This window comes from Pseudomonas sp. BIGb0381 (assembly GCF_024809815.1).
In the GTDB taxonomy this organism is placed as follows: Bacteria; Pseudomonadota; Gammaproteobacteria; order Pseudomonadales; family Pseudomonadaceae; genus Aquipseudomonas.
Window position 1 is genome coordinate 219,458 of sequence record NZ_JANUEN010000003.1, and the last position, 20,650, is coordinate 240,107.

General features: G+C 61.1%; 20 protein-coding genes. 8 read left to right on the forward strand and 12 right to left on the reverse strand.

Annotation, left to right across the window (positions count from 1 at the left end; translation table 11 throughout):
- Positions 1 to 130 precede the first annotated feature (130 nt).
- From M2397_RS11010 to arcD (M2397_RS11020), 3 genes are read right to left on the reverse strand one after another with little or no spacing between them, the layout of a single operon-like run.
- A complete protein-coding gene (locus M2397_RS11010) occupies positions 131 to 1,141 on the reverse strand; it encodes an ornithine carbamoyltransferase (RefSeq protein WP_015885593.1) in 1,011 nt (336 codons plus the stop codon).
- A 12-nt stretch (positions 1,142 to 1,153) separates the two neighbouring features.
- Positions 1,154 to 2,410 carry an arginine deiminase gene (gene arcA, locus M2397_RS11015; protein WP_131697881.1) on the reverse strand — a complete coding sequence of 419 codons (1,257 nt, stop codon included), beginning with the start codon at positions 2,408 to 2,410 and terminating at the stop codon, positions 1,154 to 1,156.
- Positions 2,411 to 2,434: 24 nt separating this feature from the next.
- Positions 2,435 to 3,862, reverse strand: coding sequence for an arginine-ornithine antiporter (arcD, locus tag M2397_RS11020; RefSeq protein ID WP_131697880.1), 1,428 nt, complete (start codon positions 3,860 to 3,862; stop codon positions 2,435 to 2,437).
- 442 nt (positions 3,863 to 4,304) lie between these two features.
- Here arcD (M2397_RS11020) and arcD (M2397_RS11025) point away from each other — a divergent pair, with 442 nt between their 5' ends.
- On the forward strand, positions 4,305 to 5,732 hold the full coding sequence (gene arcD / locus M2397_RS11025; protein WP_259243112.1) for an arginine-ornithine antiporter: 1,428 nt from the start codon (positions 4,305 to 4,307) through the stop codon (positions 5,730 to 5,732).
- Positions 5,733 to 5,839: 107 nt separating this feature from the next.
- On the opposite strand, the gene M2397_RS11030 is transcribed toward arcD (M2397_RS11025), so the two are convergent.
- The 7 genes from M2397_RS11030 to M2397_RS11060 all read right to left on the reverse strand — a co-directional run bounded on the left by M2397_RS11030 (position 5,840) and on the right by M2397_RS11060 (position 11,345).
- Entirely contained in the window at positions 5,840 to 7,189 is a 1,350-nt protein-coding gene (locus tag M2397_RS11030) for a CoA transferase (protein ID WP_259243114.1), read from the reverse strand.
- A gap of 40 nt (positions 7,190 to 7,229) precedes the next feature.
- A complete protein-coding gene (locus M2397_RS11035; RefSeq protein WP_131697877.1) occupies positions 7,230 to 8,573 on the reverse strand; it encodes a HAMP domain-containing sensor histidine kinase in 1,344 nt (447 codons plus the stop codon).
- 68 nt (positions 8,574 to 8,641) lie between these two features.
- Positions 8,642 to 9,106 (reverse strand): LTXXQ domain protein, encoded by a 465-nt coding sequence (locus M2397_RS11040; protein WP_053135934.1) that lies wholly within the window; start codon positions 9,104 to 9,106, stop codon positions 8,642 to 8,644.
- A 142-nt stretch (positions 9,107 to 9,248) separates the two neighbouring features.
- Positions 9,249 to 9,926, reverse strand: coding sequence for a response regulator transcription factor (locus M2397_RS11045; protein ID WP_049711772.1), 678 nt, complete (start codon positions 9,924 to 9,926; stop codon positions 9,249 to 9,251).
- A 7-nt stretch (positions 9,927 to 9,933) separates the two neighbouring features.
- Positions 9,934 to 10,341: a translation initiation factor 2 gene (locus tag M2397_RS11050; RefSeq protein WP_184743919.1), complete on the reverse strand. Its 408-nt coding sequence runs from the start codon at positions 10,339 to 10,341 to the stop codon at positions 9,934 to 9,936.
- A 106-nt stretch (positions 10,342 to 10,447) separates the two neighbouring features.
- The gene (locus M2397_RS11055) at positions 10,448 to 10,747 is read right to left on the reverse strand and encodes a YciI family protein (RefSeq protein WP_027605568.1); all 300 of its coding nucleotides are present in this window, start codon (positions 10,745 to 10,747) and stop codon (positions 10,448 to 10,450) included.
- A gap of 1 nt (position 10,748) precedes the next feature.
- Complete coding sequence (locus M2397_RS11060; protein WP_090400540.1) at positions 10,749 to 11,345, reverse strand: septation protein A; 597 nt, start codon at positions 11,343 to 11,345, stop codon at positions 10,749 to 10,751.
- Between the two features lie 87 nt (positions 11,346 to 11,432).
- Between M2397_RS11060 and M2397_RS11065 the strand changes: the two genes are divergently transcribed.
- The 6 genes from M2397_RS11065 to M2397_RS11090 all read left to right on the forward strand — a co-directional run bounded on the left by M2397_RS11065 (position 11,433) and on the right by M2397_RS11090 (position 17,261).
- A complete protein-coding gene (locus tag M2397_RS11065) occupies positions 11,433 to 12,296 on the forward strand; it encodes a PHP domain-containing protein (RefSeq protein WP_027605570.1) in 864 nt (287 codons plus the stop codon).
- 13 nt (positions 12,297 to 12,309) lie between these two features.
- Complete coding sequence (locus tag M2397_RS11070) at positions 12,310 to 12,939, forward strand: L-threonylcarbamoyladenylate synthase (protein ID WP_027605571.1); 630 nt, start codon at positions 12,310 to 12,312, stop codon at positions 12,937 to 12,939.
- Positions 12,940 to 13,059: 120 nt separating this feature from the next.
- Positions 13,060 to 13,758, forward strand: coding sequence for a ScpA family protein (locus tag M2397_RS11075; RefSeq protein ID WP_169898658.1), 699 nt, complete (start codon positions 13,060 to 13,062; stop codon positions 13,756 to 13,758).
- A gap of 12 nt (positions 13,759 to 13,770) precedes the next feature.
- Positions 13,771 to 14,691: an SMC-Scp complex subunit ScpB gene (gene scpB, locus M2397_RS11080; RefSeq protein ID WP_259243120.1), complete on the forward strand. Its 921-nt coding sequence runs from the start codon at positions 13,771 to 13,773 to the stop codon at positions 14,689 to 14,691.
- Between the two features lie 206 nt (positions 14,692 to 14,897).
- A complete protein-coding gene (gene rluB, locus M2397_RS11085) occupies positions 14,898 to 16,145 on the forward strand; it encodes a 23S rRNA pseudouridine(2605) synthase RluB (protein ID WP_092488924.1) in 1,248 nt (415 codons plus the stop codon).
- A 198-nt stretch (positions 16,146 to 16,343) separates the two neighbouring features.
- Positions 16,344 to 17,261 carry a tyrosinase family protein gene (locus M2397_RS11090; RefSeq protein WP_131697872.1) on the forward strand — a complete coding sequence of 306 codons (918 nt, stop codon included), beginning with the start codon at positions 16,344 to 16,346 and terminating at the stop codon, positions 17,259 to 17,261.
- 121 nt (positions 17,262 to 17,382) lie between these two features.
- On the opposite strand, the gene M2397_RS11095 is transcribed toward M2397_RS11090, so the two are convergent.
- Positions 17,383 to 18,342 (reverse strand): leucyl aminopeptidase, encoded by a 960-nt coding sequence (locus M2397_RS11095; RefSeq protein WP_131697871.1) that lies wholly within the window; start codon positions 18,340 to 18,342, stop codon positions 17,383 to 17,385.
- Positions 18,343 to 18,415: 73 nt separating this feature from the next.
- Complete coding sequence (locus tag M2397_RS11100; protein WP_034100099.1) at positions 18,416 to 18,553, reverse strand: hypothetical protein; 138 nt, start codon at positions 18,551 to 18,553, stop codon at positions 18,416 to 18,418.
- A gap of 638 nt (positions 18,554 to 19,191) precedes the next feature.
- On the opposite strand from M2397_RS11100, the gene M2397_RS11105 reads away from it, so the two are divergent.
- A complete protein-coding gene (locus tag M2397_RS11105; protein WP_145337874.1) occupies positions 19,192 to 20,619 on the forward strand; it encodes an amino acid permease in 1,428 nt (475 codons plus the stop codon).
- Positions 20,620 to 20,650 lie beyond the last annotated feature (31 nt).

Below are 20,650 nucleotides of genomic sequence, written 5' to 3' on the forward strand. Positions count from 1 at the left end.
AGAGGCCAATGTGGGGGGGGGCTTGCTCCCGATAGCGGTATGTCAGGCAACTTATCTGTAGCTGATCCGCCGCCATCGGGGGCAAGTCGAATCGTCGCACCGCCCCTCCCACACTTGACCCGTGTAGCCTTTAGATATCCGCGAGTGCCGACACCAGGATTGCCTTGATGGTGTGCATGCGGTTTTCCGCTTGCTCAAAAGCGATGTTGGCCGGCGACTCGAAGACTTCCTCGGTCACTTCCACCCCATTGGCCAGGTTCGGATAACGTGCGGCGATGTCCTTGCCGACCTTGGTTTCGCTGTTGTGGAACGCCGGCAGGCAGTGCATGAATTTCACCCGAGGGTTGCCCGAGGCCTTCATCATCTTGGCGTTGACCTGGTACGGCAGCAGTTGCTCGATGCGTTCGTCCCACGCTTCCACGGGCTCACCCATGGACACCCAGATATCGGTGTGGATGAAGTCCACGCCTTTGACGGCTTCTTTCGGGTCTTCGGTGATGGTGATGCGCGCGCCGCTTTCCTCGGCGAATGCCTGGCACTGTTTGATGAAGTCTTCGTGGGGCCACAGGGCTTTCGGCGCGCCGATGCGCACGTCCATGCCGAGCTTGGCGCCGATCATCAGCAGCGAGTTACCCATGTTGTAGCGCGCGTCACCCAGGTAGGCGTAGCTGATGTCATGCAGCGGCTTGTCGCTGTGCTCGCGCATGGTCAGGGTGTCGGCGATCATTTGGGTCGGGTGGAATTCGGCGGTGAGGCCGTTGAACACCGGCACGCCGGCGAACTTGGCCAGCTCTTCGACGATTTCCTGCTCGAAGCCACGGTACTCAATGGCGTCGAACATGCGGCCAAGGACGCGGGCGGTGTCTTTCATGCTTTCTTTGTGGCCGATCTGCGACGACACCGGGTCGATGTAGGTGACGTGGGCGCCCTGGTCGTGGGCTGCCACTTCGAAGGCGCAACGGGTGCGGGTCGAGGTTTTTTCGAAGATCAGCGCGATGTTCTTGCCTTGCAGGTGCGGACGCTCGGTGCCGGTGTATTTGGCGCGCTTGAGGTCGCGGGACAGGTCCAGCAGGTAATTCAGTTCGCGGGTGGTGTGGTGCATCAGCGACAGTAGGCTGCGGTTGCGCATATTGAAAGCCATGATGGAATCTCCTTAATAGTCGATAGGGTCGCGGATGATCGGGCAGGTCATGCAGTGGCCGCCGCCACGGCCACGGCCGAGTTCACCGGCGCTGATGGTGATGACCTCCACGCCAGCCTTGCGCAACAGGGTGTTGGTGTAGGTGTTGCGGTCGTAGCCGATCACCACGCCAGGCTCCAAGGCCACCACGTTGTTGCCGTCGTCCCACTGCTCGCGTTCGGCGGCGAAGCTGTTGCCGCCGGTCTCCACCACGCGCAGGGCCTTGAGGTTGAGCGCAGCGGCCACGGTCTCGAGGAAGTTGGTTTTCTCCCGCTGAATGTCGATGCCGTGGGGCTTGCTCTCGTCAGGGCGCAGGGTGAAGGGCACGATCTGGTTGACCACTTCGGGGAAGATGGTCACCAGGTCGCGGTCGCAGAAGCTGAACACGGTGTCCAGGTGCATCGCCGCGCGGGATTTCGGCAGGCCGGCAACGATCACCCGTTCCACGGCTTTGTTCTTGAACAGGTTGCGCGCCAGTTGGCCGATGGCCTGGTGGGACGAGCGCTCGCCCATGCCGATCAACACCACGCCATTGCCGATCGGCATGACGTCACCGCCTTCCAGCGTGGCAGCACCGTGTTCCTGGTCGGGGTCGCCGTACCAGATCTGGAAGTCCGCGTTGGTGAACTCGGGGTGGAATTTGTAGATGGCGCTGGCCAGCAGGGTTTCCTGGCGTCGCGCCGGCCAGTACATCGGGTTGAGCGTCACACCGCCGTAGATCCAGCAGGTGGTGTCGCGGGTGAACTGGGTGTTGGGCAGCGGCGGCAGAATGAAACTGGCGTGGCCGAGGAAGTCGCGGAACATCTCGATGGTCTTGCCACCGAAGCTGCTCGGCAGGTCATCGGCCGACACGCCACCGATCAGGAACTCGGCGATCTTGCGCGGCTCAAGGCTGCGCAGCCAGGAGCTGACTTCCTCGACCAGGCCCAGGCCCACGGTGTTGGAGGTGATCTTGCGTTCCAGGATCCAGTCCAGGGCCTCGGGGTTCGCAACGATGTCGGTCAGCAGGTTGTGCATTTCCAGCACATCAATATCCCGCTCGCGCATCTTGGTCACGAAGTCGAAATGGTCGCGCTTGGCCTGGGCCACCCACAGCACGTCATCGAACAGCAATTCATCGCAGTTGTTAGGGGTCAGCCGCTGGTGGGCCAAACCTGGGGAGCACACCATGACTTTGCGCAGTTTGCCGGCTTCGGAATGTACGCCGTACTTCACTTTTTCCGTGGTCATTACAGATCCTCCAAGGAACAACAATTACAGAGTCAGGAAGCCGTCGTAGAGGCCATAGGCAGCCACCAGGGCGCCAATGACTACCGCAGCGAAAATCAGCTTCTCGACGTTGGTGAAAATCGGTTTGCCCAGTTCATGCTTGGCCTTGGCGAACAGGATCGCGCCGGGGGCATAGAGCAGGGCGGACAACAGCAGGTACTTGGTGCCGCCGGCATAGAGCAGCCAGACCGCGTAGATCAGCGAAACCGCGCCGATGAACAGGTCTTTCCTGCGCTCTTTGAGGGCGTTTTCGTAGGTTTCGCCGCGCACCGCCAACAGCAGGGCGTAGGCCGCCGACCACAGGTAAGGCACCAGGATCATCGAGGTGGCGAGGTAGATCAGCGACAGGTAGGTACTGGCGGAAAACAGCGTGATCACCAGGAATATCTGGACCATGGCGTTGGTCAGCCACAGGGCGTTGGCCGGCACGTGGTTGGCGTTTTCCTTGCGCAGGAACTCCGGCATGGTGTGGTCCTTGGCGGCGGCGAACATGATCTCCGCACACAGCAGCACCCACGACAGCAGCGCCCCCAGCAACGAGATGATCAAGCCGACGCTGATCAGCACCGCACCCCAGTGGCCCACCACATGTTCCAGCACGGCGGCCATCGACGGGTTCTGCAGCTTGGCCAATTCCGGTTGGGTCATGATGCCCAGGGACAGCACGTTCACCAGCATCAGGAACAACAGCACGGTGATAAAGCCGATCACCGTGGCCTTGCCGACGTCGCTGCGTTTTTCAGCACGGGCCGAGAAGATGCTCGCGCCTTCGATACCGATGAACACCCACACGGTGACCAGCATCATGTTGCGCACTTGGTTCATCACGCTGCCCAGGTCCGGGTTTTTCACGCCCCAGATGTCAGCGGTGAAGATGTCCAGCTTGAACGCGAACACGGCGATCAATACGAACAGCACCAGCGGCACCACCTTGGCGACCGTGGTCACCAGGTTGATGAACGCCGCTTCCTTGATCCCGCGCAGCACCAGAAAGTGCACGGCCCACAGTAAGACCGACGCGCCAATCACCGCCGCAGGCGTATTGCCTTCACCGAAAATCGGGAAGAAATAACCGAGGGTGCTGAACAGGAGGACGAAGTAACCGACGTTGCCCAGCCAGGCGCTGATCCAGTAACCCCAGGCTGACGAAAAGCCCATGTAGTCACCGAAGCCGGCCTTGGCGTAGGCGTAAACACCGCCGTCCAGATCAGGTTTGCGGTTGGCCAGGGTCTGGAAGACAAACGCCAGGGTCAGCATGCCCACGGCGGTAATTACCCAACCGATCAATACCGCGCCAACATCGGCACTGGCGGCCATGTTTTGCGGCAGAGAGAAGATCCCGCCGCCAATCATTGAGCCGACGACAAGTGCAACCAGTGCACCCAATCGAAGTTTTCCGGGAGATTCAGACATTGCATAACTCCAATGCAGGAGAAGAGAGACCACAGAATAATTCCGTGTGCTAATCAAACAGCTGACTCAGATCACTTCATTGGCACATTCCATTGTGAATTAATGAGTTAGGAGGAAAGTCGCGAGCAATACCTCTCCCCCGCAAAGTCGCGTTCCAGAGCGATTTCTGCGGTTTTATTAATTATTTAGTCTGCCGTGTGGACGTTTGAAACTAGACCCTTTTACTGAATACGCAAGTTTTTCCAAAAGGCGACAATAAATGACCTGGAAACGACAAAGTAGTGGCCATATTTAAATTCTAAATACGTCTGAACTGGATAAACTGTCATGCCGTTGAGTTATGAGCGTGGCGGTTTTATCGCTGTCTTTAATAAACGCTACACTCGCTGACTTAATTAGTTGAGTTCAGGGTTGTCAGCTCAATTTTTATTCAGGAGTCTGCATGTCTCAACCGGCCCAGAAACTTCGGCTTGGCGCCCTGATTGCCCTGGTGGTGGGGTCGATGATCGGCGGCGGGATCTTCTCGTTGCCGCAGAACATGGCCGCGCGCGCCGAGGTGGGCGCGGTGTTGATCGGCTGGGCGATCACGGCCGTGGGCATGCTGACCCTGGCCTTCGTCTTCCAGACCCTGGCCAATCGCAAGCCGGAACTGGATTCCGGGGTGTACGCCTACGCCAAGGCGGGTTTCGGCGACTACATGGGCTTTTCCTCGGCCTGGGGTTACTGGATCAGCGCGTGGATGGGCAACGTCGGTTATTTCGTGTTGCTGTTCAGCACCCTGGGCTATTTTTTCCCGGTGTTCGGCCAAGGCAACACGCCGGTGGCCATCAGCTGCGCATCGTTGCTGCTATGGGCCGTGCACTTCCTGGTGCTGCGCGGGATCAAGGAAGCCGCGTTCATCAACCAGATCACCACCGTGGCCAAGCTGGTACCGCTGCTGATGTTCGTGGTCATCGCCGCCGTGGCGTTCAAGGCCGATATTTTCACGGCTGACATCTGGGGCCTGGGCAAGCCGCAATTCGGCAGTGTGGTGGACCAGGTGCGCAATATGATGCTGGTCACGGTATTTGTGTTTATCGGCATTGAAGGCGCCAGCGTTTATTCGGCGCGGGCCGAGAAGCGCGCGGACGTGGGGCGGGCCACGGTGATCGGCTTTCTTGGCGTGCTGTTGCTGCTGGTGCTGGTGAATGTGCTGTCCCTGGGCATCATGAGCCAGGCGGAGCTGGCCGGCCTGCAAAACCCGTCCCTGGCCGGTGTGCTCGAGCATATCGTCGGGCCCTGGGGCGCGGTGCTGATCAGCATCGGCCTGGCGGTTTCATTGCTGGGCGCCTTGTTGTCCTGGGCGCTGCTCTGTGCCGAAATCCTCTACGCCACCGCCCATGACAAGACCATGCCGGCCTTCCTGAAGAAGGAAAACGCCAACCAGGTGCCGGTCAACGCCTTGTGGCTGACCAATGTGATGATCCAGGTCTTCCTGGTGATCACGCTGTTTTCCCACAGCACCTACACCACCCTGATTTACCTGGCGTCGTCGATGATTCTGGTGCCGTACCTGTGGTCGGCGGCGTATGCCGTGCTGTTGAGCGGGCGAGGTGAAACCTATGAAGGTGCGCACCGCCATCGCATCAAGGACTTGCTGGTGGGGTTGATCGCCCTGGGCTACGCCGTATGGTTGCTCTACGCCGGGGGGCTGAAATACCTGCTGTTGTCGGCGCTGTTGTATGCGCCAGGCGTGATCCTGTTCGCCCTGGCCAAGCGCGAACAGGGCCAGCCGTTGTTTACCCACGTAGAGAAAGGCATTTTCAGCTGCGTGATCGCCGGTGCAGGGCTGGCGGCGTATGGGTTGTACAGTGGGTTGTTGTCGTTGTGATGGGGTGAGGGGACGGGCCTCATCGGGAGCAAGCCCCCTCCCACACTTTGATGGGTGAACATATTCAAAATGTGGGAGGGGGCTTGCTCCCGATAGCGGCCGTCAAGTCACCATTGAGGCCTGTGCGAGCCCAACTCTCCAGCCGGCAAATCCCATTGCAATGGCGTTCCACCGATGGTCAGCGGGGGCAGCAGCCGGTGGGCCTGCCCCCAGGCGGTCTGTTCGACGACCAGGCCTTGATCCCCTGGTTCTTCCTCGCGCAACGCCGGTTGCTCGGGCACTTGGCCTGCTTGCACCAGTAACGTTGCGGTGCGCGCCAACGACAACCGCGCCGAACCACCGCGCCCGGACTGCAGCCGTTCGCTCAGTGCCTGAATCGCACTGGCCGCCATCAGGTACCCGGTCGCGTGATCCAGCGCCTGCAACGGCAGTGGCACCGGTTTATCCGCGTGTTTCCAGCGCATGCCCGCCTCGGCGATCCCGCTGCTCATCTGCACCAGGCTGTCGAAGCCCCGGCGATTACGCCACGGGCCGCTCCAGCCGTAGGCGTTGAGGCTGACGTCGATCAGGCCGGGGGCGATGTGTTGCAGTTCAGCGGCGGTGTAGCCCAGGTGCTCCAGGGCGTCAGCGCGGTAACCGTGGAACAGGATGTCGGCGTCCTTGAGCAACCTCTCGAAAGTCAGCCGGCCTTCGGGCGTTTTCAGGTCCAGGCGCGCGCAGCGTTTGCCCAGGGTCATTTCCGGGATTACGCCGGGTTCGTTCCAAGTGGGTGAGTCGATGCGCAGTACATCCGCGCCGAGACCGGCCAGAAAACGACTGGCCACCGGGCCGGCCAGCACACGGGTCAAATCCAGTACCTTGAGGCCGGCCAGCGGGCGTCCCACCGAGCCGCGCCAGGGTTTATCGGTCGTGGTTTCGAAAGTCTGGCGTTGGACCAGCGCCTCGGCGTTCACCGCCAACCCTTGCGGATGTTGCTGCCAGGCCTGCCATGTACGCATCTGCGCCGCGCAGCCACCGTGGTCGACAATCGCCTGTTCCAGTTCTGCGGCGTTCCACGCCGCGACCTTGCTGGCCATCTCGGCGCGGTCGGCGACCTTGCCCAGCACCCGTTCGGCGGCGGCACGGTGATGGGGCGCGTTGGTGTGCAGGCGAATCCAGCCGTCGGCGCTGGCGTAGTCGCCGGCCACCGGGTCCCACAGGGGCGGCACTTGCCAGCCCAGCGGGCGGATCGAGGAAGAAAACCAGAAGGAGGCGAGGCGTCGGTCCACACTCACGCTGGGTAAGCGCCCGGTCTGTTGCTGGATCAGTTGGGCGACGGCCTGCCCGGCGGCGCCGATGCTGGCACTGGCCAGTTCGGTGACGGCGTAGGTCGAGGGCAGGGCGCCCGCCTCGGTGAAGCTCAGCGGGGTGTGGGGTAGATCGAGTGCGGCTTGGATGGGAGTCAGCAGGTCAGTCATCAAAGGCCCTCCTTAAGAGAAGGGCCACTATAGAAGATCATCACACCGGCGTGACAACCCCTGGTACCAACGGCAGGTCGATGCTGGCGATAAAACCACCGGCTGGGTGATTGGCCAGGATCAGGCTGCCGCCGTGACGTTCGGCCGCGCGTCTGGCAATCGCCAGGCCCAGGCCGTGGCCTTGGGCCGTCTGGCCGGGAGCGCGGTAGAACGGCTCGCCGAGTTGACTCAGGTGTTCGGCGTCCACACCCGGGCCATGGTCGCGCACGCTGATCAGGATGCGGTCGCCGTGGCGCTGGGCGTGCAGATCGATGGTTTGCCCCGGCGGGTTGAAGCGCTGGGCATTGCGCAGCAGGTTATCCACCGCTCGTTCGATCATGGTCGGCCAGCCCTTCAGTTGCAGGTCCGGGTCGGTGCTCAGTTGCACCACTTGGTCCGGCGCGCTGAGTTGGGCGTCCTTTTGCAGGGTTTTGAGCAGTGGGATGAGGTCGACGTCTTCGGCGCTGGCATTGTCGGCATCGACGCGGGCCAGTACCAGGATCTCGCTGATCAGGGCTTCCAGGCGGTCGCATTCACGGGTCAGGCGTGGCCAGAGTTTTTCCCGTTCTTCGGAGCTGGCGCGTTCGGCCAGGGCCAGGGCGATGCGCAGGCGGGCGAGGGGCGAGCGCAGTTCGTGGGACACATCGCGCAGCAATTGGCGCTGGCTGCCGATCAGGCTTTGCAGGCGTGCGCCCATGCGGTTGAAGTCGGTGGCGAGTACGCCGAATTCATCGCGACGGTTGGCCAACTGCGCCAGGCTGTTTTGCTGGTAGGTGGCCTGGCCGAGGTCATGCACCGCACCGCGCAGGCGGCTCAAGGGGCGCGTGATGGACAAGGTGACAAACAGACTGAACAGGGTCAGCACCACCAGCGCAATCACCAGCGCGCTCAAGGGCCACGCCAGGCTGCTGCGATGCCATTCGTCGAGCTCCGGGTGTGGGATGCGGTAGATCAACAGGTACGTGTCGCCGGTCTTGTCGCTGGTGTACTCGGCGGTCAGGCGCCGCCAGGGCAGATGGCCCTCTTTGCTGTCGTTCTGACGGGCTTCGAAGGCGGCGGCGCGGCGCGGGAAGGTGCCGCGCACCACCGGCTCGCCGCTTTCGTTGAGCACTTGCACGTCGATGTGGTACTGGCGTTTGCGCTGTTGCAGCAGGTCTTGGGCAGCATCCTCGCCCTGGGCTTCGTAGAGTTGGGTCCACTCTTGCGCCAGGTTATTGAGGCCGGGGTGACGGCTGAGAATCCAGGCATCCTGGTTAAGCATGTGCCCAAGCAGGATCGACAGCCCGGCAACCAGGGCGATGGCCAGCCAGAAGCTGGCCAGGATGCGCCAGAACAATGAACGCACAGGAAACCCTCAAACAGGAAAAGCCCAGTGGCGGGGGCCACTGGGCTGGGAGCGTTAACGCTGGAGCATTATTGCGCTTTTTGCGGCTGTTGCGCTTTCCAGGCTTGGAATTCCTTCCATTCGGCACGGCGCTGTTCTTGCTTCTTGACGATCTCGTCGAACTTCTTCTGTTGGTCAGGCTTGAGCACGGCACGGATGTCGGCCTGGGTTTTCTGCTTGCCGGCGGCGATTTCATCCTGCATGGCTTTCTGGTCGGCGGCCGGGAGCTTGTCCAGGTACTTTTTGACCAGGTCCTTGCGAGCGTGCCATTGGTCGCCCATCAGCTTGCCGATCTGCTCGCGCTGTTCGCGGCTCAGGTCCAGTTGGCTGAAGGGGCCGCCTTTGCCACGCGGACCGTGTTCACCGCCGTGGCCCGGGCCACCCATCATGTGACCTTCAGGGCCGCCCATCGGGCCTGGGCCTTCGGGCATAGCGGCCATGGCAACGGTCGGCAGGGCGGCGGCGAACATCAAAGCGATAAGGGTCTTGCGCATGGTGATTCTCCTGTCTCTATTCCGGCGAGTCCGGATGTGAGTAGATTACGGAGATCAAGGTCAGCGGCGGTCAGGTGTGGGTAAAGCTTGGGTAAAGAGGGTTTTGTTGCGAACTGACAAAACCCTGTAGGCGCGGTGGGGGTTAAAGGCTGTAGTAGTAGCCCCGGCTACGCAACGCCACGATCCGTGGCCGGCCATCCGGGTGCGGGCCGATCTTCTTGCGCAGGTTGCTGACGTGCATGTCCAGGCTGCGATCATAAAGGGTCAGCTTGCGGCCCAGGGCGATCTGCGCCAGTTCCTGCTTGTCCAGTGGCTCGCCGGGCTGGCGCAATAAAGCTTCCAGCAGGCGGCTTTCGGAGACGGTGAGGGTGAATTCCTGCTCATCGATGCTGACCACGCCGCGCACCGGGCTGAAGCACAGGTCGCCCAGTTCCAGTTGGCTGGACACGGCGGCCGGGTGGCTGCGGCGCAATACCGCGCGCAGGCGGGCGGTAAGTTCGCGTGGGTCGCAGGGCTTGGCCAGGTAGTCGTCGGCGCCCAGTTCCAGGCCGAGGATGCGGTCCAGGGGTTCGCCCCGCGCCGAGAGCATCAGCACCGGCAACTCCGGGTGGTCGTTGCGCAATTGCTTGAGCAGCTCCAGGCCGCTGCCGTCGGGCAGCATCACGTCGAGCACCACCGCCGCCGGGGCGCTGTCGGCCAAGGCCTTGCGCGCGCTCAAGCCATCGTGGCAGGCGCGCACCTGGAAACCTTCCTGGCTCAGCCAACTGGTCAGCAGCTCGCAGAGCTCCTGGTCATCATCTATCAGTAACAGCTCGCTCATGAATCACTCAATTTAGCCATTGTCGACGACGACGGTGTCCACCGCTGGCGAAGATCCCGCACAGCAGGGCGATCAGTGCGACGGCCCCACCGGTGACGAACCATTGTTGCTGCTCGGTCAGCCATCGGGTCAAGGCGCCGCCCTGTGCATCTTTGAGTTGCTGGGCCAGGCGTTGGTTCTCCTGGCGAAGGCGACTCAATTGAGCGCTTTCGCGGGCAGCATCCGCGCTCTGCAGTTGCCTGCTCAGTTCTTCACGCTGCCGTTCGCTTTCTTTCAAGCGTTGCTGCAACTCGGTGATCTGGGCGCCGGCACTCAAGGACAGGGGCGTGGAACTGCCGGTGTTCGAGGTTTCTTCAGCGTGGGCCGTAGCCCCGATCATTAACACTGCCAACAGACACAACTGACGTAAGCGCATCGGAACTCCTGATTCCACACGAATATTCAGAACGTTGTCGGCAGGTTGCCGAAAATAATGAGCAATTAGGCGTGCGCCGCACTCAATAGGTTCGGCGCAACCAGGATCAGGGCAGGACTTGCTTGAAGGGTTTGATCACCACGTCGGCGTAGACACCGGCTGCGACATAGGGATCAGCCTTGGCCCAGGCCTGGGCGTCGGCCAGTGACGCGAACTCGGCGACGATCAGGCTGCCGGTAAAACCGGCGTCGCCCGGGTCGTTGCTGTCCACGGCCGGATGCGGGCCGGCCAGCACAATGCGGCCTTCGGCTTGCAGCACCTTGAGGCGCTCCACGTGAGCCGGGCGTACGGACAGGCGTTTTTCCAACGAGTTGGCAACGTCGGTGGCAATGATGGCGTAGAGCATGTCAGTCCTCGGTTTTCGGCGTAGTAGGCTCGGTGTCATGCAGGTGGCGCGACAGGTAGATGCCCTGGGCGACCAGGAACAGCACGGTCATGCCCAGGCTGCCGAACACTTTGAAGTCGACCCAGTAGTCCTGGAAAGTAAACGCCACGAACAGGTTGGCGGCGCCGCAGAAGATGAAAAACGCGATCCAGGCCACGTTCAAGCGTGTCCACACCGGTTCCGGCAGGGTCAGCGCGTGGCCCATGATCCGCTTGATCAGCAGGCGATCACCGATGAAGTGGCTGCCGATGAACGCCAGGGCAAACAGCCAGTTCACCACCGGCGCTTTCCATTTAAGGAAGGTTTCGCTGTGGAAGGCCAGGGTCAGGCTGCCGAAGACCAGGCAGGCGACCAGGGTCAGCCACTGGCTTTTTTCCAGTTTGCGCTGGGAAATGAAGATGGCGCCGTAGACCACGACGGAGCTGATGATGAGCACGGCGGTGGCACTGTAGATGCCGCCGAAGGTCAGCTCATGGCCGGCCAGATCGATGACCCTGGGGTCGAGTTTGTAAACGATGAAAAACAGCAACAGCGGGATGAAGTCGATGAATTGTTTCACAGTAAGAGCCAGAAGCTGGATGTGGCGGCATAATAACAAACATCCTTGGTTGCGATAGCGCCAGCTGACTTGAGGTTACACACCCCCGTGAATGTTGATTTGCACTGCCACAGCACGGCCTCCGACGGCGCCCTGGCGCCCGCGGTACTGGTTGCGCGTGCGTTTGAAAAAGGCGTGCGAGTCCTCTCGTTGACCGACCACGACACCCTTGAAGGCCTCGACGAAGCCCGTACAACGGCCCATGCCCTGGGCATGCAGCTGGTCAACGGGGTGGAGTTGTCCTGCACCTGGGGCGGCGCCACCATTCATGTGCTCGGCTACGGTTTTGATCAAAAAGCGCCGCCGTTGGTGGAGGCTATCGCGCAATTGCACGATGGCCGCTGGCTGCGGTCCGAAGAAATAAGCCGAAAACTCAGCCTCAAAGGCATGCCCAACGCCCTCGACGGCGCCCGCGCCATCCAGCAGGAACTGGGCGACAGCGGCAACGCGCCGGCCCGTCCGCACTTTGCCGACTGGATGGTGCGTGAAGGTTTTGTCAAAGACCGCGCCGAAGCTTTTCGCAAATGGCTGGGCGCCGGCAAGTTGGGCGATGTAAAGCAACATTGGCCGACCCTTGAAGACACCGTCGAGACCCTGCGGGCCTCCGGGGCCTGGGTCAGCCTGGCGCATCCCTGGCATTACGATTTCACCCGCAGCAAGCGTCGCAAGCTGATTGGCGACTATATTGGAGCGGGCGGGCATGCGATTGAAGTGGTCAACGGCTTTCAACCCGCCGAACAGGTGGGGAGCCTGTCGATCCTTGCCCGCGAATTTGGTCTGCTGGTCAGCGCCGGCAGTGATTTTCATGGCCCTGGCGGCTGGTCCGAGATCGGCGAGTACCGCGCGGTCCCGGAAGATTTGCCGCTGTTGTGGGGGAGATTCAAGCATGACCCCATTATTGCCACCGTCTGAACAGGTAGAACCCGTGAGTCAATTCTTCCAGATTCATCCGGAAAACCCCCAGGCGCGCCTGATCAAGCAGGCCGTAGAGATCATTCGCGCCGGCGGCGTGGTGATCTACCCAACCGATTCGTCCTACGCCATCGGTTGCCAGATCGGCGACAAGGGCGCAGTCGAACGTGTAAGACGCCTGCGTCAGCTGGATGACAAGCACAACTTTGCGCTGATCTGCAGCGACTTGTCCCAGCTGGGTCTGTTCGCCAAGGTCGACACCGGCACCTTCCGCCTGCTCAAGGCCCATACGCCCGGGCCCTACACCTTTATCCTCAACGCCACCCGCGAAGTGCCGCGCCTGCTGCTGCACCCGAAAAAACGCACCATCGGCCTGCGGGTGCCGGAGCATCCTATCGCCCTGGCGTTGTTGGCCGAGCTGGGTGAGCCGTTGATGAGTGTGTCGTTGATCATGCCCGGCGACACCGAGCCGCTGGAAGACCCATACGAAATGCGCCAATTGCTGGAAAAACAGGTCGACCTGATCATCGACGGCGGTTTCGGCGGCAACAAGGCCTCCACCGTGATCAACCTGGCCGACGGCGAACCTGAAGTGATCCGTGTCGGTTGCGGCGACCCTGCGCCCTTTATGGCCGAGGCCTGAATGTCAGCCGTGGAAACCGTCGACAGCCAGGCGGGCGCCCAGCAGGAACTGCCGTTTGCCATGGTCTATGGCCAGGCGGTGCTGGAAATGCCGCTGGACCTGTACATTCCGCCGGACGCCCTGGAAGTCTTCCTTGAGGCTTTCGAGGGCCCGTTGGACTTGCTGCTGTACCTGATCCGCAAACAGAACATCAACATCCTCGACATCCCGGTGGCGGAAATCACCCGCCAGTACATGGGCTATGTCGAGTTGATGCAGTCGGTACGCCTGGAACTGGCTGCCGAGTACCTGGTGATGGCCGCCATGCTCGCCGAGATCAAGTCGCGCATGCTGTTGCCGCGCGCGGAAACGGTCGAGGCCGAAGAGGACGACCCTCGCGCCGAACTGATCCGCCGCCTGCAAGAGTACGAACGCTTCAAGGCCGCCGCCGAAGGCATTGACGGCCTGAGCCGCGTGGGCCGCGACGTGGTGGTACCCAAGCTCGACGCTCCCGAGGCCCGGGCGCGCAAGCTGCTGCCGGACGTGAGCCTGGAAGAGTTGCTGATGTCCATGGCCGAGGTGCTGCGCCGGGGCGATATGTTCGAACACCACCAGGTCAGCCGCGAGGCCCTGTCCACCCGCGAGCGCATGAGCGATGTGCTCGAACGCCTCAAAGGCGGCGGGTTTGTGCCGTTTGTCGAGCTGTTCACGGCAGAAGAAGGGCGCCTGGGGGTGGTGGTGACCTTTATGGCGGTCCTCGAACTGGTCAAGGAATCCTTGGTCGAGCTGGTCCAGAATGAGCCTTTTGCGGCTATCCACGTGCGGGCGCGAGCCGAATAAAGAGCTGAATCGATGAATCTGACTGAACCCCGCGAACTGGCCCCGTTGCTGGAGGCCTTTCTCCTGGCCTCGGGTAAACCGCAATCCCTGGAGCGCCTGTTCGAACTGTTTGAGGAAGCCGAGCGCCCTGAACCGCCGGTGTTCAAGAAGGCGCTGGAAATTCTGCGCAAGTCCTGTGACGGCCGCGCCTTTGAACTGCGCGAGGTCGCGTCGGGTTATCGCCTGCAGATTCGTGAGAAGTTTTCCCCGTGGGTCGGCCGCCTCTGGGAAGAGCGCCCGCAGCGCTATTCACGGGCGATGCTGGAGACCATGGCGCTGATCGCCTATCGCCAGCCCATCACCCGTGGCGAAATCGAGGACGTGCGGGGCGTGGCGGTCAACAGCCATATCGTCAAGACGCTGCTGGAGCGCGAGTGGATCCGCATCGTCGGCTACCGCGACGTGCCCGGCAAACCGGCGATGTTCGCCACCACCAAGGTGTTCCTTGACCATTTCAACCTGAAGAACCTCGACGACCTGCCGCCGCTGGCCGAATTGCGCGAGATGGAAGCCGAGCCGGTGCTCGATTTCGACGACGCCCCGGTCCCGGCGAGCTTGCAGGAACTGGCCGACGCCACGGCCGAGCTGGAAGAGCCGAAGGACGAAACCAGTTTCCACACGTTATTGCTGGAACTGGACGACATGGAGCAGGGCATCAAGACCGACTTTGACGACTTGCTGCGTGATGGTGCGGCCGAGCCGGAAGCCCAGGTGAGTGTTGAACCTGAGCTTGACGTCGAAGCCGAAGACGATGTCCTCGGCGTGGCCGAAGCCCGCGAAAAACTCCTGGCCGCCGTCGCCGCCCTCGAACAACCGCCCCTGAGTGACGAGGAAGACGAAGCCAGGGCACTGGCCGAGGCCATCGAGGCCGAACGCCGCCAGTTCGAAGACTGACGCTATCCCACATGGGGTCATGTGTTGCCCTGGGCACCACCGGTCGGCGGAAAAAACCCTGACCCGGCGCTTATCGACTAGTCTCTGATGCGCAACTCGCGCCATGCGCGTATGATTCGCGACCCTTTGCCGACCTATTCGGCCAAAGCCCCGCTTTCAACACTCTTCAGGCCACGCCTGAATCGACCCACCGGGAGGTGCTTAAGATGAACGATAAAGACCAGAACGACAGCCAGGAAATCGGCCCTGCAGGCGAAAAGCTGCAAAAGGTGCTGGCGCGTATCGGCGTGGGCTCGCGCCGCGACGTCGAAGCCTGGATCACCCAGAAGCGCATCAAGGTCAACGGCGTCGAGGCCACCCTTGGCCAGCGCGTCGACCTGCACGATGCAATCACCATTGATGGCAAGGTCATCAAGCGTGAAGAGGCCGCCGAATCGGTGCGCCGCGTGATCATGTACAACAAGCCCGATGGCGAGATCTGCACCCGTGACGACCCGGAAGGCCGTCCGACCGTGTTCGACAAGATGCCCAAGCCCAAAGAAGGCCGCTGGATCAACATCGGTCGTCTCGACATCAACACCACTGGCTTGTTGATGTTCACCACCGACGGTGAACTGGCCAACCGCTTGATGCACCCGTCCTACGAGATGGACCGCGAATACGCCGTGCGTGTACGTGGTGAAGTCGATGACGAGATGATCGAACGCCTCAAGGCCGGCGTAGTGCTGGAAGACGGCCCGGCCAAGTTCACCGATATCAAGCAGGCGCCGGGCGGTGAAGGTTTCAACCACTGGTACCACTGCGTGGTGATGGAAGGCCGTAACCGTGAAGTGCGTCGCCTGTGGGAATCCCAGGGCCTGGTGGTCAGCCGCCTGAAGCGCGTGCGTTTTGGCCCGGTGTTCCTCAACTCCGACCTGCCGATGGGCCGCTGGCGCGAAATGAGTCAGTACGAAGTCGACATCCTCAGCGCCGAAGTCGGCCTGACGCCGGTCGCCATGCCGCAGATGAACGCCAAGAGCAAAGACAAGCTCGATCGTATGCAGCGTAAATCGTCGCGCCCTGTGGCCCGCACCGAACGCGTTGCCCGCACCCTGCGCCCGGCGCTGGATGCACCGGCTACCGGCGGGCGTATCTCGCGTCAGCCGCACATCGAAGGCGAGCGTCGCCCAACCGCGCCATCGCGTCAGGAAGGCGAGCGTGCTCCCCGCACCCCGCGCCCGGCCGGTCGTGGCGAAGCGCCAAGCGGTGGTCGCAGCAACCGTGGTGACGCCGGTCGCGGTGCTCCGGCATCCGATCACCCAGCCGACAGCGCCAACACCAAGCGCCCAGCCAAGCCCGCGCCGAAAAAGCGTCCAGGCTTGAAGTTGGTCGCGGACGAGCCATCGGGCAAGCGCCGTGGCGCACCGGCCGGTTCGGGTCAGCGTCCTGGTTTTGGTCGTAAGAAGCCACAGTGATGTTTTAAACACTGCATAAAAAAACGCCAACTGTCGAAGTTGGCGTTTTTTTTGAGCTGGATTTACGTCTGAGTGCCCAGGTGGATCTTCATTCGCCGAGGGATTGTTGTGCGCCCCGGGCTAAACAGTTACCACCGGCTTTGGTGGAGAGGGCACTAGATTGGGCCTCGTACTCACTTTTGCTACGAGGCTATTTCCATGGATATTCGCATCAATCATCGCCACATGACCCGCGGCCAGAAAGACGTTCTTATCCAGGCCATCCTATTGCTGAAAAACGACGTCGAGAGTGTCCTGCGTCCCGGACGCCAAAAACGCTATGACGATTACGTACAGGTTCACCGCAGCGCCATGGGTGGTCCGGGTGCTTTCATGCCGATGCCGCACCGCTCGCCGTTGTTTTTCCCCTGGCACCGTGTATTCCTGCGCCAGTTCGAGCAGGATTTGCAACGCGCCGTCAGCGATTCCTCCCTCACCCTGCCGTTTTGGGATTGGTCGTTGGAGGGCCCAAGTAATCCGTTCACTCCTGGCTTTTTGGGCGGCAATGGCGACAGTGCTCAAGACCAGCGTATTACGTCGGGTCCATTTGCCTTACAGGGTGGCCGCTTTGAAGTTCGTCTATGGGACCTGGAATTGGGCGATTCGGGCTTGCGCCGGGAACTGGGCACAGAGCCCGGCGCGCACTTGCCGGACTCCGAGCAAGTGCTAAGCGCGCTGTCCAAGACACCTTATGGGCCAGGGCCGGACAGTTGGGTCAATTATTGCGAAGGCATGCTGCATGATCCTGTGCACCGTTGGGTGGGCGGTAACATGTCGCTGCCCACCTCGCCCAACGATCCGGTGTTTTTCCTGCACCACTGTTACCTTGATCTGTTGTGGGAACGCTGGAAGCGCCAGCATCCGAGCTCTGCGGCGTACTATCCGGTAAGCGGCGTACCAGGGTTGGATCGTGAGGCCACGCTGGTTTTCCACGCGCCGGGCGATTCCGCGCCTTGGCCGGGGACTTGGACCGTTGACCAGGTGATCAGCTCTGAAGCGCTGGACTACACCTACGGTCTATTTACCTCGATAACCACCTGCGCGCCGGTGCCACCCGTTTGTGATGTGCTCACGTAACATTCTTCAACCTGCTCGGCATCGAAAGTGCTGGCTCGCGATAGAGGTGTTCTCGGCTTAAGATGCACCGTTATCGCGAGCAAACCGCACATTCGGACCCCATTGCTTTCAAGGTCGATGTTCAGAACGCAAAGGTGCCGTCAAAGACGGGTTTGTCATCCAACGCCAACACCCCGCTGGCAAAGATCAGGTCCAGGTGATGACTGCCTTTCTGCCCGCCACCCAAGCCCAGGTGCAAGCCGCAATGGCGCTCCTCGAACCCGGCATTGCGCGCATACAGGTCCTTCACCCCTTCATTGGTGCCAATCCCCAGTTCCTCCACCCGGCGGTTGGACGGGTTGGCATTCAGGTATTTGTTGAAGTCGTCGGCCAGTCCCGGCACGTCACTGGCCACGCTGCAGATGGTTGAGTTCTCGATCCACAGTTCCAGCGGTGACTGCAGCACGCCGTACTTGCGTGCGAAGGGGATGGTGCTGAGAAAGGTGCCGACAAACCGCACCTGGCCATTGATGGCCTCGCTGTGGGTGGCGATTTCGCCGGGGGCCAGGTCGTGGTTGCCGATGCCATTGATATTGGTCCACTTCTTGATGCTGCTCATGGGCGCCTGCAGGCGTGAGCCGTGTTTGTCGGTAAAGCTCAGTACAGCGGCTTGGGACATGCGCCGGATCAGCGTGGCGTTGAGGTCGGCGATGCGCTGCGGCTCGACGCTGAAAGTGTCGTAGAAATAGTCGCCGTAATCCTTGAACAGCAGGGATTTCTTCCAGTGTTCGGCCATCACGCCTTGCAGGGCACGGATAAAGTCCGGACCCTCGGCGCGCGGGTTGGGCAGGGTGGAGGAGTCGTAGAGGAACAGGTACAGGTCGCAGGCTTCGATGGCCTGCGCCAGGCGGTCGCTGTCGGCCAGGTCCAGGCGCTGCACCTGGAAGTTGAAACGGGCGGCGCTGCTCTGGGTGATCGCCTGGGCGATGGCGTCGTAGCGCTCGGTGTGGCCCAGTAGCACGGTGGGGCAGCTCAGGCCGCTGAGGGCCGGATGGTGTGCAAGGTAGTAGAGAAAGTGTTCAACGGCGCGGGCCTTGTCCATGACGTGTGTCCTTGTGTGCCTTGGGTAAGGAGGCAGGTGCCGTGCACAGCACCTGCCGAATACGTGCCGGGTGTCAGAAAGGCCACATCGCCGTGCCAAAGGGCACAACGGCATCGGCTTGCATCATTTCAACGGCGGCCTCGTGGGTCGGCGCTTCAAACCAATCGTCGAGTTGCAGTTCGGTTTCCAGGTCGTTTTCCAGTACTTGCATGGTGTATCTCCTAGAGGACGTTGTTTGAGAACGGCTTGCCAGCGGGCTTCGCTGGGCAAGTGAAAGAACCTAGGTGAGAGTGTTTGGGAATGCAAAAATTTTATTGACACGGTCTCATTTGGATTTTTTCTTCTGTTTTTTCGCCAGCTTTTTTTCTTCAGGAAATACAGCGAGCTGGCGTCGCTAATGTTGATGAATTTTCCTACCGCCATTTTTTCGAAAACTTACAGCTGTAACGCCGATTTTCCATGCTGTAACGATTAATTTACGTCTAGCTCGCGGCCTGATTGGCCTATTTACCGCTGTAAGGAATACCTGACAGATCGTCGCACGCGCTCCGCGGGTACGGCTTCAAGCTGTCGAGCGGTGTACAATGCGCCGCGTTTTACTGTGACCCCCTTGCGTAACCACGCAAAAGGCCAAGACCTCAGGGTTTACCCACCCTGATCACTCCGCCTGGCCACGAGCCCGGCGGGTTCGATTTCGTCACAGATAAAAACAAACAGGTGACGCATGACCGTTAGAAAGACGCTGTACTCCTGGTGCCTGCGCTGGGGTTTGAGCGGCGCTGCTTGAGTCGGTAATTCAAGGCAGCAACCTGCATTCAACATCATCAAACCTTGCGTGAGACCCTTTTCATGAGTGAACCCCATTCCTCTTCAGGCGAGCTGAAACGCGGCCTGAAAAATCGGCATATCCAGTTGATCGCCCTCGGTGGCGCCATCGGCACCGGCCTGTTCCTGGGCTCTGCCGGCGTGCTCAAATCCGCCGGCCCGTCGATGATCCTGGGTTATGCCATCTGCGGCTTCATTGCCTTCATGATCATGCGCCAGCTCGGCGAAATGATCGTCGAAGAGCCGGTCGCCGGTTCCTTCAGCCACTTTGCCCACAAGTACTGGGGCGGTTTCGCCGGCTTCCTGTCGGGCTGGAACTGCTGGATCCTGTACATCCTGGTGGGCATGTCCGAGCTGACGGCCGTTGGCAAATACGTGCACTACTGGTGGCCGGAGATCCCGACCTGGGTCTCGGCGGCGGCGTTCTTCGTGTTGATCAACCTGATCAACCTGGCCAACGTCAAAGTCTTTGGTGAAGCGGAGTTCTGGTTCGCCATCATCAAGGTAGTGGCCATCGTCGGCATGATCGCCCTGGGCAGTTACCTGCTGGTCAGCGGCAGCGGCGGCCCACAAGCCTCGGTGAGCAACCTGTGGGAACACGGCGGGTTCTTTCCCCATGGCGTGGGCGGCTTGGTGATGGCCATGGCGATCATCATGTTCTCCTTTGGCGGCCTGGAAATGCTCGGCTTTACCGCCGCCGAAGCCGACCAGCCACGCACCGTGATCCCCAAGGCGATCAACCAGGTGATCTACCGCATCCTGATCTTCTACATCGGCGCCCTGGTCGTGCTGTTGTCGCTGACGCCATGGGACAGCTTGCTTGCCACCCTCAACGCCTCCGGCGATGCCTACAGTGGCAGCCCGTTCGTGCAGGTGTTCTCCATGCTGGGCAGCAACACTGCCGCGCATATCCTCAACTTCGTGGTGTTGACGGCGGCGTTGTCGGTGTACAACAGCGGCACCTACTGCAACAGCCGCATGCTGCTGGGCATGGCCGAGCAGGGTGATGCGCCCAAGGCGCTGGCCAAGATCGACAAGCGCGGCGTGCCAGTGCGTTCGATCCTCGCTTCGGCGGCGGTCACTCTGGTGGCGGTGTTGATGAACTACTTCATCCCGCAACACGCCCTGGAACTGCTGATGTCCCTGGTAGTGGCCACGCTGGTGATCAACTGGGCGATGATCAGCTTCTCCCACTTCAAGTTCCGCCAGCACATGAACCGCACCGGCCAGGTGCCTTTGTTCAAGGCGTTGTGGTACCCGTACGGCAACTATGTGTGCCTGGCGTTCGTGGTGTTTATCCTGGTGATCATGCTGATGATTCCGGGGATCCAGGTGTCGGTGTACGCGATCCCGGTGTGGGTGGCGTTTATGGCGGTGTGTTACGGGATCAAGAACAAGCGCAGTGCTGACGCCGCGTTGAGCGCAGCGAGTGCGGGTTCAAAGGCACCGTGATTGCCAAGGCCCAGGCGTCGATGTTGTTGTC